Origin of the sequence: Roseateles sp. (assembly GCF_965229315.1) — a bacterium.
GTDB lineage: Bacteria > Pseudomonadota > Gammaproteobacteria > Burkholderiales > Burkholderiaceae_C > Pelomonas.
Genome location: NZ_CBDDJA010000002.1, coordinates 3,328,834 through 3,342,725 on the forward strand (window position 1 = coordinate 3,328,834; position 13,892 = coordinate 3,342,725).

Here is a 13,892-nt window from a genome sequence, read left to right on the forward strand (position 1 = left end):
CGCCCCGCCAGGCCGGCGGTGCCCGCCAGCCTGCCCATAATCGCGGCTTCGTTCAAACGCAGTCGCAAGGCAGGCATGGCGCTCAACATCGTGATCATGGCGGCGGGCAAGGGCACCCGCATGAAGTCCGCAACGCCCAAGGTGTTGCACAAGCTCGCCGGCCGCTCACTGCTGGCCCATGTGCTGAAAAGCGGCGAGCCGCTGGCCGCCGCGACGCGCATCGTCATCACGGGCCATGGCGCGGACCAGGTCGAGGCAGCAGTCGCCGAAGACATCGGCACTGCAGCGCAAGCCGCAGGTGGCATCAGCTTCGTGCGCCAGATGCCGCAGCTCGGCACGGGCCACGCCATCCAGCAGGTCGTGCCGGTGCTGCAGGGCGAAGGCACGACGCTGATCCTCAACGGCGACGTGCCCCTGATCGAGACGGCCACGGCCAAGGCCCTCATCGACGCCTGCGCCGGCCACGCGCTGGTGCTGCTGACCGTGGACCTGGCCGACCCCACCGGCTACGGCCGCATCATCCGCAACGCCGACGATGGCGGCGTGCTGGCCATCGTCGAGCACAAGGACGCCACGCCCGCGCAGCGCCTCATCCGCGAGGGCTACAGCGGCATGATGGCCGCGCCCACGGCGGCGCTCAAGCGCTGGGTCGGCCAGCTCACCAACGACAACGCCCAGGGCGAGTACTACCTGACCGACATCGTCGCGATGGCTGTCGCCGAAGGGCTGCCGGTGCTGGGCATCCATGCGCACAGCGAGACCGAGGTGCTGGGCGTCAACGACCCCGTGCAGCTCGCCCAGCTCGAACGCGCCTTCCAGGCCCAGCAGGCCACTGCGCTGATGCGTGCCGGCGTGCGCCTGGCCGACCCTGCCCGCTTCGACCTGCGCGGCACGCTGACGCACGGGCAGGACGTGGAGATCGACGTGAACTGCGTCTTCGAAGGCCGGGTGCAGCTCGGCGATGGCGTGCGCGTCGGTGCCAACTGCGTGATCCGCAACGCGACCATCGCCGCGGGCGCGCGCATCCACGAGTTCACGCACATCGATGGCGAAGCCGCAGGCGCCAGTGTCGGCGAAGGCGCGCTGATCGGCCCCTTCGCCCGCCTGCGCCCCGGCGCGCAGCTGGGCGCCGAGGTGCACATCGGCAACTTCGTCGAGGTGAAGAACTCCACGCTCGCCAAGGGCGCCAAGGCCAACCACCTGGCCTACCTGGGCGACGCCACCGTGGGCGAGCGCGTCAACTACGGCGCCGGCGCCATCACGGCCAACTACGACGGCGCCAACAAGCACCGCACCACCATCGGCGACGACGTGCATGTGGGCTCCAACTGCGTGCTGGTGGCACCGGTCACGCTGGGCGCGGGCGCCACCATCGGCGGCGGCTCGACCATCACCAAGGACGTCAAGCCCGGCGAGCTGGCCGTGGCCCGCGGCAAGCAGGTGGCGCTGGCCGGCTGGAGCCGGCCCGCGAAGAAGCGCTGAATTGCGGGGTCGGCGTGACTTTGTTCCGGCGATTGCGCCACGAAGCCCAGTCTGCGGGGCCAGCCTGCCACCCGGCGCGCCGTTAGGATCACGCCACCACGAACCGCTGTCCCCATGGCCAAAGATCTCGACCTCGCCGCGTTCTCGCTAGACGATGCCGTCCCGGCCGACCTGGGCGCCTGTGTGGTCGTCGAGGCCCGGCAGCTGGAGGACGAGCAGCAGGCCCGCAACCGCGCGCTGGAGCTCAAGGCGCAGGCCTGCGACAACGCGGCCGAAGCCTGCTGGTACCTGGCCCGCAGCCTGGGCGCCGCGCGCGACCTGCCGCAGGACGGCGAAGCCAGCCTGGAGCTGCTGTTCCAGCTGATCGGCGCGCTGGCCGACCTGCCCACCGACATCGCCACCGCGCCGCTGCCCGACGTGGTGGGTGGCCGCGACGACGGCATCACCGAACTCTGCCTGCAGCTCGAAGCTGCCCGTGACGTCACCGAGGAGGTGCTCATCACTGCGGAACTGGCGCCGGCCCGCGCGCAGCTTTGCCACTGAGGCCGGTGCTGCTCCCAAAACAAATGGCGCCATCGGCGCCATTTGCGTTTGCGGGGTCGATGTTCAGCGGGCGCGACGGCGGCTCGCGGCGCCAACACCCAGCAGGGCCACGCCCACCAGTGCAAAGCTGGCCGGCTCGGGCAGTGGGGCGGCGTCGGCCAGATGCATGGTCGGGCCGAAGATGGGGATGGTGAATGAAGACGTCGGGTCGCGGAAGCCGGTGCCGTTGGCGGCCACTCCGCCCGTCACCGTCACGTCGGAGATCGTCGTGTACGGGCTGCTGGTCTGGGCGATCGGCGTGGTCTGGTTGAAAAGAGCGCCGATGCGGTAGCTGCCCGAGGCCAGCGTGAGGGTGGCGATGGACTCGAACAGCCAGTCGCCGGCCGAGTTGGCCGAAGCCACACGCGTGCTGGCGTCGGTCACCGTGGTCGAGGCCAGCAGCGTGCCGGCGCTGGACCAAACGCCGATCTGCACGGCGGGCTGGCCCAGCCCGTCGGCGCCGAAGTCCCACATGCCCAGGCCATCGATCGTGATCGCATTGCGGACCGTAAACGCCCAGCCGTAGGTCACACCCCCCGAGCAACTGCCACACGCGTTGGGCGTGCCGCCGGACGTGAGGTCCAGCACCAGATCGGCGTGTGCCGGCGCCACCAGGGCTGCCGCCATCACGGCGGCACCGAACGTTGATTTGAGCCAGGCTTGCATGTCGAGCACCCTCGTCAGTTTGAAATGGGCTCGTCTACGCAAGATCAATGCCAATCCCCGCCCTTCATGGGAGACGATTCCGGCTCCGCAGGAACGCCGTCGTGTGGATGTCAATGACGCCGACACCCGCAGCTGCGGGTGTCGGCGTCGGTGCTGCAGAGCGATGCGGGCGTCAGTTGCCCGGCGCGCGCGCGATCTGCTGGGGCTCCAACTGCTGTTGCAGCAGGGCCACCGGCGGCAGCGTCAGGCGGTTGTCCACCGCCTTCACGCCCTGGGTCGCGGCGGCCACCACGGTGGCACGTTCACGGGCCTGGGTGTCGGGCGCCTGGCCTTCCAGCTTCACGACGCCATGATCCGTGCTGACGGCGATGGGCACGGCGGCCAGCGTCGCATCGGTGGCCAGGGCAGTCCTGACCTTCACGGTGATGCCGGCGTCGTCGGCTGCAGCGGGCTGCGGCTGAGGTTGCGGCTGGGCCTGGGCGAGCGGCGGCGTGACCGGCACCGGCGTCACGTCGGGCATGGTGCTGGGCGGCGCCACCGGGTCGGGCGCCGTCGTGACCGGGGGCGCGGTCAGCGGCTGGGCCTGGGGCGGTGTGACTGCCATCGGCGCAGTCGGCACCGGCGTCACTGGGTCACGCAACGCCACCGGCGGCGCGGCCTGCGCCAGCACCTCGGGGGCCGGGCTCAGCGTCTTCGTGACCGGCTGCAGCGGCTGCAGCGCCGGGCTGGGTGCGGGGGCCTGCATCCTGGGTGCAGGCGGCGTCGTGGGCGCCGCGGCAACGACGCGGGGCGCCTCCGCGACCGGTGCGGGTGTGGGTGCCGGCTTGGCAGCCGCCACGACCGGCTCGGCCGGGGCCGGCGAGGTGTCAGGTGTTGCCGTCACCGGGCCGGCGGCGGTGGGCTCGGCGGCGAGCTGCGCATCCTCGGGCGACGGCTTGACCTCGCCCACCACCGTGGCGGGCGGTGTGGCCATCGGCTCGACGGACGGCGCGAAGCCGCGCGACATCATCACGGCTACCGCGATCAGCACCGCGCCAGCGCCTGCACCGATCACCCAAGGCGTGACCGCGTACTGGCGCGGCTCGATCACCGTGGGCGACGGTGGCACCGTGAACCCGCTGGCGGCCGCGACCGGCGTGGGCGTGGCGATTCGCTCGCGCTGGACGTCATCAACGCGGTACGCCGCGGCGGGCGACGCCAGCGGTGTCACCGGCCGCCTCAACGGCGCAGCCGCGTGGGCGGACAGCGCTTCGGGCATGTGTTCGGGTTTGGTCGTCTCGATGTGATCGAGCCAGCCTTCGGCATGTACGGACTTGGGAAACTTCATCACGGCCTCCTGTTTCGATGGGTGCGATGAAGTCATTGTTGGGACGCCGCCGCCCCGCCCGTGCAGTCCCAGGGTGCCTCCCCCCGTAGGACAACCCGCCCCGCCCGTGAGCAGATGTGTCCGCTGTGAGCAGGTTTAGAAGCCTGCCACGGGCAATGCCGCCGTGCGTTGCAACCAGTTGCGTGTCGAGTAGCGGCTGGCGGCGTCGGTCACGTGCAGCGTGTACGCATGCCGCGACTTGTCCGAGCGGTTGGCGGCCGAGTAGTGCGGCAGCAGGCCGTGGAAGACGACCAGCGAGCCGGCCTCGACCTCCAGCGGCACGGCCTCCGTCGAGTCGGCCGCGGGCCAGGGCGTCGCGTCGACCGGCTCCATCCAGGCCTTGCGGCCCTCGCGCACGAAGCGCTCGCGCAGCACGCCGCGCCGGCCCCGGTGGCCCCCCGGCTCGGTCCACAGGCAGCCGTTCTGCAGCGTCGCGTCTTCCAGCGCGAACCAGAAGGTCGTCACCGTGACGGGGTCGCTCTCGAAGAAGCTGGCGTCCTGGTGCCAGCGCACCTCGCCGCCGATGCCGGGCTGCTTGAAGATGAACATCGACTGCCAGACCTGCGGCCGGGCCAGCCCCAGCGCACCGGCCACGCCGCGCAGCGCCTCGCCCTTGGAGAAGGCCGAGAACACCGGGTCCAGGTCGTGCATCGCGTGGCCGATCTTGTTGATGGCCAGTTCCTTGGGCACGCGCAGCCGGCCGGCGGCGTCGAAGGCCTCTTCCTCGAAAAAGCAGCGCACCTGGTCGCCGCTGTCGAGGAAGTAGTCGTCCACGTGGCGCTGCTGCTCCTCGGTCGTGAAGACGGGCCGCTGCTCGCCGGGGTCGAAGGCCTCGACGATCTGCAGCGCGCGGGCGCGCAGCGCGGCGATGTCGGCCGCGGACTTGAAGCGCGGGATGACGAGGAAACCTTGGTCGGCGTAGCGGTCGGCGTCGATGTTCATGGGCTGCGGCAGGGATGTGTGCGGATTGTGGCCCGCACGCGGCGCCGGCCGTGCGCGCCCTGCTCGCTGACCGACAAGGCTAGCGGCCGAGCGATTCGCGCAGGAAGGCCAGCAGCCGCGGCCAGGCCTCGCCTTGCGCCCGGGCGTCGGCCTCGGGCTGGCCGCCGAACTTCATCAGGCCCTCGTTGTACGTGGTCGTGGGACTCCAGCCGTGGCCCGACAGCGCGTGGCCGGCCTGCGGGTAGACGAGCGCCACCGTCGCCAGCCCGGCGTCGGCGCGCCGGGCCGCGATGGCCCGGGCCATGCCGGCCGAGTCCCAGACCTGGTCGTCACCGCCGCCGACGAGGAAGACCGGCGCGGCGATCTTCTCCACCTCGATGCGCGCAGCCGCCACGCGCTGCGGGTGCGCGGCGCGGCCCTTGTCCAGCGGCCGCCGGATGCGGATGGGCTGGCCTTGCGCGGCACCGGCGAACTCCTCGGCAAAGCCTTCGTACGGCACCCAGGGCAAGGCCTGGCCCTGCCAGGCGAAGGAGGAGCGTTTGTCGGCCTCGGGCGCCTGGCTGCCCCAGCCTTCCCAGATCACGTCGCTGGGCACGATGGCGGCCACGGCCTTGATCCACGGCATGCGGCTGGCCGCCGCGAGCGCGAACTCGGCCCCCTTGGACACGCCGTAGACGCCGATGCGGCTCGCGTCCACGCCGGGCTGGCGGGCCAGCCAGTCCCGCGCCTGCGCCAGCCGCGCGAGTTCGATGTCGACGAACGAGCCCGGCAGGGCCGGCAGCTCCGGCGGCGTCGGGCCCTGCGGGCTCCAGCCGGGCGGCGAGTAGTACGGCAGGCCCAGCACCGCGTAGCCCTGCGAGGCCAGCAACGGCGCCGACGTGCGCGCGGCCAGGCTGCCCCCCTCGGAGCCGCCCAACACGATCAGCGCCGGCCGCCGGGCCGCGCCGCCGGGCGTCGCAAAGCGTGCGCCGGGGAACTCGGCCGGCTCGGTGACCACCACGTCGGCGGCCTGCGGCAGCAGCCGCACGCGCCGCTCGGCCAGCGGCCGGTCGCCGTCCAGCAGTTGCAGCACCACCTCGCCCGCGCGCGACGCGTCCGGCGCAGCGCCGCCGGCCACCGGCGCCATCGACCAGAACAGCCCGCGCGCATCGGCATGCCGGTAGCTGCCCTCGACGGGCGCCTGCGCGTCCACGTCGACGCGGCCCGCCGCATCGGCCACGAAGACCGCCTGCGACTGGAAGGCGCGGGCACCGCCCTCGGCGGCGATGCTGCGGCTCGCGCGCAGCGTCAGCCGCGCGCCGGGCCGGGCGCCTTCGACGGCGAGGTGCAGCGGCTCACCGGCCACCACCTCGGGGCCGGGACGGACAGTCAAGGTCTGCGCGGCGAGCGGCAGGCTCAGCGAAGCAACGGCGCAGGCGGCGATCAGGCGGCAAAACGGCATGGAGGCGCTCCGGGGTTGGGATGGGCTTCATGCTGCCCACGCCCACCCGCCGCCTCCAGCCGGCGGCGACGAATCGCCGAAGGGCGCGACGGGTGGCGAGACGGAGGGCGAGACGAATGTCGCGACGAAAGGCGCCCGGTCAGCCCGGCTCGGAGGCCAGCGCCAGCACCAGCGCCGCCTCGGTGACCGCACGGCCCAGCGGCGTGGCCGGGTCGGGCCGGCGCAGCCTGGGCACGCCGCGGCTCAGCTCCACGCTGCCGACCACCACGCCCTCGTGCAGCAGCTCGTAGCCCACGGCCGTCGTGTGCGGCGTGGCGTCGCCTTCCAGCACATGCGCCGAGCGCAGGCCGAGGGTCAGCTCGCCGCGCCGGTAGCTGCCCTCGCGGCTCAGCCGGCCCTCGCGCAACTGGCCCTCGCCGATCTGCAGCATGGCGCTGGACGCGCCGGTCCAGGTGCAGTGCAAGGCCCAGGGCCGGGGTGACACGAGGCGGCTGTTGGTGGTCGACGCCGCAGGCTGCCCGACGCAGTCCGCGCGCGTCGCGCCCGCCGGGCCGGCCCAGGTGTAACTCAGCCAGCCGGTGGGCGCCGCCAAGTCCTCGAACAGCGACAGCCGCGCGGCGCTGCGTTCATAGGTCACCGTCTGCCCGGTCAGCAGGAACTCGCCACGGCGCTCCCAGGCCGGCTTGCCGAAGGACTCCTCCGCCACCTCGGCCACCGACGCCGGCAACGCCATGCGCGCCATGGGCGCCATCTGCGCCTCTCGCGCGGTCGGCACCGTGCTGGCCGCGCAGCCGGCCAGCAGCAACGGCAGGCACAGGCACAGGGACAAGGCAGCGGGCGAGCGGCAACGGCGCATGGGCGGTCCTCCTGGGGCACTGAGACCGACTCTAGGGCGGCACAGGCCGCCCAACTGTTACCCAGCGTAGCGGGTCGTTAACGCGACGGCGCCGTGGTGTCAGCTCGGTTCCCAGACCAGCGCCAGTGCCAAGGCCGCCTCGGTGACGGCCTGGCCCAGCGGCGTGCGCGGGTCGGGCCGGCGCAGGTGCGGCACGCCGCGGCTGAGGTCCACGCTGCCGATGACCTGCCCCTCGCGCACGATCTCGTAGCCCACGGCCTCCTGCAGCGCCAGGCCGCTGCCTTCGAGCCTGTGCACGGAGCGCAGGCCCAGCGTCAGTTCGCCGCGCTGGTAGCTGCCTTCGCGGGACTGGCGCACCGCCTGGCCACGCGCCTGGCCGATGGTCAGCGTGGCGTTGGAGGCACCGCTCCAGCGGCAGGTCAGCGTCCACGGCTTGATGGCGCCGCTGAGCACGCCCAGGCTCAGTTCCGCCTGCTGGGCCTTGCAATCGGCGTTGCTGTCGCCAGCGGCCGTCACCCACGTGAAGCGCAGCGGCGCGCGGCGGTAGCTGAGGCTGTCGAACAGCGAGACGCGGTCCGCGCCGCGCTCATAGCGCACGGTCTGGCCGCCCAGCAGGAACTCGCCCTTGCGGCCCCAGCCGACCTGGCCGAAGGATTCCTCCGGCACGCCGGACAACGAAGGCGGCACGGCCATGCGCGCCTCGCGGATGCCGGCACAGCCGGCGAGCAGGCCGGCGAGGAGCAAAACGGACAGGGGGCGAAACATGGCAGGTCTTTCGTGGGACGGCCGAGGCGGCTACTGGTTGATCGGCGGCGCGGACACGGGCTCCGACGCGGCTGCGTCGGGCGCGGGCAGGCCGATGCGCGAGATGGCCAGGTCGCCGGCGAACTCCTGGTAGAACCAGTCGTCGCCGATCTTCACGAGGCCGTCGGCGGGCGGCGCGATCTGCGTGTTGGGCTGGCCCTTGAGCGCCACGGCCATCGTCGCCGCCCACACGGGCAGCGCCAGGCCGCCACCGCTCTCGCGGTCGCCCAGCGATTTGGGCTGCGGATAGCCGATCCACACCGCGCCCACGCGCGACGCCTGGAAGCCGCAGAACCACGCGTCCACCGCGTCGTTGGTGGTGCCGGTCTTGCCGTACAGGTCCCAGCGGCCCAGCAGCGAGCTGGCGCGCGCGGCAGTGCCCTCGCGGGCCACGGCGGCCAGCAGCTGCGAGGTCATGAAGGCATTGCGCGCGCTGATGACCTGGCGCGACTTGGGCGGGTCGGCCTTCCACAGCACGATGCCCTGCGAGTCCTGCACGCGGTCGATCATCCAGGCCGTGGGCAGCTGACCGGCGTTGGCGAAGGCGGCATAGCCCTGCGCCATCTGCAGCGGCGTGGCCGCCCCCGTGCCCAGCGCAATGGTGAGGTTCAGCGGCTGCTTGTCCTCGTCGACGCCGAAGCGCGACGCCCACGCGCGGGCGCGCTGCGGCCCCATGGCCTGCACGAGCCGGATGGTGACCATGTTCTTGGACTTGGCCAGCGCCTGGCGCAGCGTCAGCTCATCCTCGTACTGGCCGTCTGCATTGCGCGGCGCCCAGTCGCCCTGCACGAACGGCTGGTCGCTGACCAGCGTGCCGGCCCAGGCGCCTTGTTCGATCATCGCGGAGTAGATGAACGGCTTGAAGGCCGAGCCCGGCTGGCGGAAGGCCTGCGTGGCCGAGTTGAACTGGTTGCGCGTGAAGTCGAAGCCGCCCACCAGCGAGCGGATCGCGCCGCTCACCGGGTCCAGCGTGACGACGGCGCCCTCGGCCTGCGGCACCTGGCTGAGCTGCCAGTTGTTCTTGCCCGACTCCAGCACGTGCAGCACCGCGCCGCGCCTGGCGTTCTGCAGCGTGCGCACGGCACTGCCCTTGAGCGTGACCTTGTCGCCGTCCGCCAGCACCAGCTCGGCGGCGCCCTTGTCCAGCTTGAGCAGCACGGCGGTGCGCAGCTCGCCGAGGTCGGGGTAGGCATCGAACGCCGCGTCCAGCGCCTCGTCGAAGTTCTCGGCCTTGTCGTCGGGCAGCTCCACCGTCGTCTCGGGGCCGCGGAAGGGCTGGCGCCGCTCCAGCTCGAACAGTGCATGGCGCAGCGCTTCCTGCGCGGCCGATTGCTCGGCATACAGCAGCGTCGTCGTCACCGTCAGGCCGCGCGTGTAGGCGTCCTCGCCGAAGCGCGTGACCATCTCGGCGCGCACCTGCTCCGCGGCGTGGTCGGCGATGCCGGAGAGGCGGCGCGGGCGCTGGATGACCAGCGTCTCGGCGCGCGCGGCCTTGCCCTGCTCGGGCGTGATCAGGCCCACGGCCTCCAGCCGGCCCAGCACGACATGCTGGCGCCGCTTGGCGCGCTCCAGGTGCACGACCGGGTTCAGGCGCACGGGGTCCTTGGGCAGCCCGATCAGCAGCGCCGTCTCGCCCCAGCTCAACTGGTCCAGGCCCTTGCCGAAGTAGCGCTCGGCCGCCGCCGCGAAGCCGTAGGCGCGGTTGCCGAGGAAGATCTGGTTCATGTAGATCTCGAGGATCTGGTCCTTGGTCAGCGCCCCTTCGATCTTGATCGCCAGCAGCGCCTCGACGATCTTGCGCGACCAGCGCTGCTCCTTGGTCAGGTACATGTCGCGCGCGAGCTGCTGCGTGATGGTGGAGGCACCATGCAGCGGGCCGCGGTGCGTCAGGTTGCGGAAGAACGCGCGCACGATGCCGCCGTAGTCCAGCCCCGAGTGCTCGTAGAAGTCGGCGTCTTCCAGCGCCAGCAGCGCCTGCTTCATGGGCTTGGGGATGTCGGCCAGCGGCACGAAGCGGCGCCGCTCGGCACCGAACTCGCCCAGCAGCTGCCCGTCGGCGCTCATGACGCGCAGCGGCTGGTGGGGCTGGTAGTCGGTCAGCGCGTCCAGCGCGGGCAACTGCTGCCAGACGAACAGCGCGACGACCGCGCCGATGAGGGCGAGGGCCAGGGGGATGCCCAGCAGGGCCAGGACGAGGGGACGGCGCAGCACGGGAGGTGGGGGCGCCGGACGGCGCGGAACTCGCGGGCCGCCAGCTTAGCGCCCTCGCGCGCTGCCGAAAGTCATGGGCGCCAGGCCTGCGCGCGCGACGCCAGGCCGTGGCCCTGGCCCGCGGCGGCCCCGGGCCGCCGCGCGTCCGTCGGCTGCGCTGCGGCCTTCGTCGGCGGGTTTGCGGGCTTCGTCCGGCGGGCGCTGACCCGGCGCGCGGCGATCCCTAAGGTGCCGCCATCGCAACACCCCGAGACCCCCGCCATGACCCGCACCCTTGCGCTGCTGCTGTTCGCCACCGCGCCCGCCTTCACCCTTGCCTTCACTCCCGCCTTCGCCGCGCCGGCCGACTGCCCGCAGGCCGCCGACCAGCTGTCCGAGCTGCTGGCCAGCGCCAAGCAGCGCGTCGGCCGCGACGGCGAGGTGCGCGTCGAGTTCGATGTCGATGCCCGCGGCCGCACGCAAGTCGTCGCCCTGGCGGGCACGCGCAGCTACCACGTGCCCGTGCGGCTGGCGCTGGCCTCGCTGGACTGCCGCGCCGGCGAACCGCAGCGCTACGTCCTTAACATCCGCTTCGCCGACCCGGTGGCCGTGCTGGCCGCCGCGCCCGCCGCCTCCGTGGCCCAGGCCGCCACGCCTCGCTGACCGCCCCGCCCTCCCCGCCCCGCATGCCTTTTTCCCTGCCGAGCCACCCGCTGCTGCGCCGCCGGACCCTCGCCGTGGCGGCGCTCCTGTGCGTGGCGCTGGCGGGGGCGCTGCTGCTGCCCGAGGTGGTGAACTGCAGGTTCGCCAGCGAGGACAACATCTGCCGCGCCGGCCTGATGCCCAGCCGCCGCGCCTGGCTGGCCATCGCGGTCATGCTGTACGCGATCTGGCTGGGCGCGGCGCTCAGCCACCCCTGGCTGCCGACACCGCAGCGCTCGCCGCGCGGGCACCGCTGGGGGCTGGCGGTGCAGATAGTCGTGCTGACGGTGCTCAGCACCTTCGTCGGCATGGCGCTGCGCCGCGTCGGCGGGCCGGACATCTTCTTCTCGCCCTACAACCTGCAGGTGCAGGGCACGCTGTCCACCTGCATCTGCCTGGCGCTGGACTACCACCAGCGCGGCCGGCGCCAGCACGCCGACGCGCAGGCGCTGCACCAGGGTGAACAGGCGCAGGCCCGCCAGCTCGATGCGGCCCGCGCCGCGCTCCTGCAGGCCCAGGTGGAGCCGCATTTCCTGTTCAACACGCTGGCCCACCTGCGCCGCCTGGCGCACACCGACACCGACGCCGCGCGCGCGATGCTGGCCGACCTGCGGCTGTACCTGGCCGCCGCGCTGCCCGAGCTGCGCCAGTCGGAGGTGCCGCTGGCGCGCGAACTGGCGCTGGTGTCCGCCTTCCTGGCGCTGCACCAGCGCCGCATCGGCCCGGCGCGGCTGGCGCTGCGCTGCGAGATCGCGCCCGGCCTGGACGACGCCATCGTGCCGTCCACCTGCCTGCTGACGCTGGCCGAGAACGCGATCAAGCACGGCATCGGCCCGCAGGTGGCGGGCGGCGAGATCGTCGTGCGCGCCGGCCTGGAGGACGGGCCGCCGGGCGAACCCCGCCTGCTGCGGCTGGAGGTGGCCGACACCGGTGCGGGCATGGGCAGCGGCAGCGGCAGCGGCACCGGCCTGGCCACGCTGCGCGCGCGGCTGGCCGCCTGCGGCAGCGCCGCGCGGCTGAGCCTGCACCTGAACCAGCCGTGCGGCCTGATGGCCCGCATCCACCTGCCCCTCGTCCAGGGCACAGACGCATCACGGACGTGACATGACCTCGCTGCTCAAACCCGGCGACCCCGGCTGGATGCTGCTGGTGGGCGCGGCCACGCTGGTGGCCAACGGCACACCGCTGAACAACCCCATCTCGCTGCAGGACACGGTCGAGGCGCTGACGTACAACGTGCTGCAGTTCGGCGTGCCGGCCGTGCTGCTGCTGCGGCTGGCCGACACCCTCGTCGACGCGCGCCGGCTGCCGGCGTGGCTCGCCTACCCGGCGGTCGTGGCCGTAACCGTCATCGGCGGCGTCTGGCTGATCGCGCCGGCGCTGTACCCGCTGCTGGGCAAGGCGGACTGGTGGACACGGGCCAACGACTACGCGCTGGCCAGCACCACCGTGGTCTGGCACGCGCTGGGCGTGGGCGTGTACGCGCAGCTGCGCTTCTCGCGGCGCGCGCAGGCGCGGCTGCAGGCGCTGCAGGACGCCGCGGCGCTGCGCGAGCGCCAGCTCGCCGCGACGCAGCTGCTGGCCTTGCAGGCGCGCGTGGACCCGGCACTGCTGTCCGACCGGCTGGCCGTCATCGACACCGAGTTGGCGCAGGCGCCGCAGCGCGGCCAGGCGCGGCTGGCGGCGCTCATCGAGCTGCTGCGCGCGCTGCAGCCGCATGTGCAGGCGCAGCTGTCCACGCTGGGCCGCGAGGTCGCCGCGCTGCGAGCCTACGCGCGGCTCGTCAGCGCCGACGGGCAGCACACCGAGCGACTGCACCTCGCCAGCCTGGCCGATCCCCCCGACTGGCCGCTGGCACCGATGGTGCTGCTGCCGCTGGTGCGCCCGCTGCTGGATGACGGCGCGACGCTGTGGAGCCTGTCGCTGCACGCGGGCGACGGCGTGGCCGAGCTGCGGCTGCGCGCGCTGGGGCCGGACCTTGCGCAGACACGCCTGGCCGCCGGGCACGCGCCGCTGCACGAGCTGGCCCAGCGGCTGCACGCGGTGCACGGCCAGGGCGCTTCGCTGGTGCTGCTCATCGAAGATATGCCCGTGTTCAAGCTCACCTGGCCGCTTCCCACATGACCCGCGTGCTGATCGCCGAAGACGAAGCCCTGCTCGCCGCCGAGATCCGCGAGGAGCTGTTGCGGCAGTGGCCCGAGGCGCAGGTCGTCGGGCTGGCGCGCGACGGCCACGAGGCGCTGCGCCTGGTGGAGCAGCTGGCGCCCGAGGTGTGCTTCCTGGACGTGCAGATGCCGGGGCTGTCGGGCCTGCAGGTCGCGCAGCTGGTCGGCCGCCGCGCGCACATCGTCTTCATCACGGCGCATGAGCGCTACGCCGTGCAGGCCTTCGACGAGGGCGCCGTGGGCTACCTGCTCAAGCCGCTGGACCCGGTGCGCATGGCCAAGACGTTGCTGCGGCTGAAGGAGCGCCTGAGCCAGCCGCCGGCCGACCTCGCCGGCCTCGCGGCCCGCACCACGGGCGGGGCCGCCGTGGAGCCGCTGCGCTGGATCACCGTGCAGCGCGGGCGCGAGCTGCAGCTCATCACGGTGGACGACGTGGCCTATTTCCGCGCCGACCACAAGTACGTCGCGGTCGTCACGGCCGACACCGAGGCGCTGATCTCGGTGCCGCTCAAGGAGCTGGTGCAGCGCCTGGACGGCGAGCACTTCTGGCAGGTGCACCGCTCCACCATCGTCAATGCGCATGCGATCCGCTCGGTCAGCCGCAGCCTGAGCGGCAAGCTCGGCATCACGCTGAAGAACCGGCCGGAAACGCTGGAGGTCTCGCCGGCCTACGCCTACCGCTTCAAGCAGCTGTAG

The 13,892-nt window shown here is 72.8% G+C and carries 13 protein-coding genes; 6 read left to right on the top strand and 7 right to left on the bottom strand.

Annotated elements, in window-relative coordinates:
- Positions 1–75 precede the first annotated feature (75 nt).
- Together glmU and ACO07H_RS20285 are read left to right on the top strand one after the other, a co-directional pair.
- Positions 76–1,482, top strand: a complete 1,407-nt coding sequence (glmU, locus tag ACO07H_RS20280; protein ID WP_422017491.1) for a bifunctional UDP-N-acetylglucosamine diphosphorylase/glucosamine-1-phosphate N-acetyltransferase GlmU — start codon at positions 76–78, stop codon at positions 1,480–1,482.
- 114 nt (positions 1,483–1,596) lie between these two features.
- The gene (locus tag ACO07H_RS20285; RefSeq protein WP_422017493.1) at positions 1,597–2,025 is read left to right on the top strand and encodes a hypothetical protein; all 429 of its coding nucleotides are present in this window, start codon (positions 1,597–1,599) and stop codon (positions 2,023–2,025) included.
- Positions 2,026–2,088: 63 nt separating this feature from the next.
- Here the strand turns inward: ACO07H_RS20285 and ACO07H_RS20290 are convergent, their stop codons facing one another.
- The 7 genes from ACO07H_RS20290 to ACO07H_RS20320 all read right to left on the bottom strand — a co-directional run bounded on the left by ACO07H_RS20290 (position 2,089) and on the right by ACO07H_RS20320 (position 10,350).
- The gene (locus ACO07H_RS20290) at positions 2,089–2,730 is read right to left on the bottom strand and encodes a PEP-CTERM sorting domain-containing protein (RefSeq protein ID WP_422017495.1); all 642 of its coding nucleotides are present in this window, start codon (positions 2,728–2,730) and stop codon (positions 2,089–2,091) included.
- 172 nt (positions 2,731–2,902) lie between these two features.
- Entirely contained in the window at positions 2,903–4,057 is a 1,155-nt protein-coding gene (locus ACO07H_RS20295; RefSeq protein ID WP_422017497.1) for a BON domain-containing protein, read from the bottom strand.
- Between the two features lie 135 nt (positions 4,058–4,192).
- Positions 4,193–5,038 (bottom strand): phytanoyl-CoA dioxygenase family protein, encoded by an 846-nt coding sequence (locus ACO07H_RS20300; RefSeq protein WP_422017499.1) that lies wholly within the window; start codon positions 5,036–5,038, stop codon positions 4,193–4,195.
- Between the two features lie 79 nt (positions 5,039–5,117).
- Positions 5,118–6,479, bottom strand: a complete 1,362-nt coding sequence (locus ACO07H_RS20305; RefSeq protein ID WP_422017501.1) for an acyl-CoA thioester hydrolase/BAAT C-terminal domain-containing protein — start codon at positions 6,477–6,479, stop codon at positions 5,118–5,120.
- Between the two features lie 139 nt (positions 6,480–6,618).
- Complete coding sequence (locus tag ACO07H_RS20310) at positions 6,619–7,335, bottom strand: hypothetical protein (protein ID WP_422017503.1); 717 nt, start codon at positions 7,333–7,335, stop codon at positions 6,619–6,621.
- Positions 7,336–7,434: 99 nt separating this feature from the next.
- Positions 7,435–8,100, bottom strand: a complete 666-nt coding sequence (locus tag ACO07H_RS20315) for a hypothetical protein (protein ID WP_422017505.1) — start codon at positions 8,098–8,100, stop codon at positions 7,435–7,437.
- A 30-nt stretch (positions 8,101–8,130) separates the two neighbouring features.
- Positions 8,131–10,350: a penicillin-binding protein 1A gene (locus tag ACO07H_RS20320; RefSeq protein ID WP_422017507.1), complete on the bottom strand. Its 2,220-nt coding sequence runs from the start codon at positions 10,348–10,350 to the stop codon at positions 8,131–8,133.
- A 261-nt stretch (positions 10,351–10,611) separates the two neighbouring features.
- Between ACO07H_RS20320 and ACO07H_RS20325 the strand changes: the two genes are divergently transcribed.
- From ACO07H_RS20325 to ACO07H_RS20340, 4 genes are read left to right on the top strand one after another with little or no spacing between them, the layout of a single operon-like run.
- Positions 10,612–10,992, top strand: coding sequence for a hypothetical protein (locus ACO07H_RS20325; protein ID WP_422017509.1), 381 nt, complete (start codon positions 10,612–10,614; stop codon positions 10,990–10,992).
- Between the two features lie 23 nt (positions 10,993–11,015).
- Positions 11,016–12,134, top strand: coding sequence for a sensor histidine kinase (locus tag ACO07H_RS20330; protein ID WP_422017511.1), 1,119 nt, complete (start codon positions 11,016–11,018; stop codon positions 12,132–12,134).
- A gap of 1 nt (position 12,135) precedes the next feature.
- Positions 12,136–13,155: a hypothetical protein gene (locus tag ACO07H_RS20335; protein WP_422017513.1), complete on the top strand. Its 1,020-nt coding sequence runs from the start codon at positions 12,136–12,138 to the stop codon at positions 13,153–13,155.
- Positions 13,152–13,892: a LytR/AlgR family response regulator transcription factor gene (locus tag ACO07H_RS20340; protein WP_422017515.1), complete on the top strand. Its 741-nt coding sequence runs from the start codon at positions 13,152–13,154 to the stop codon at positions 13,890–13,892. The genes ACO07H_RS20335 and ACO07H_RS20340 overlap by 4 nt, the downstream gene beginning before the upstream one ends.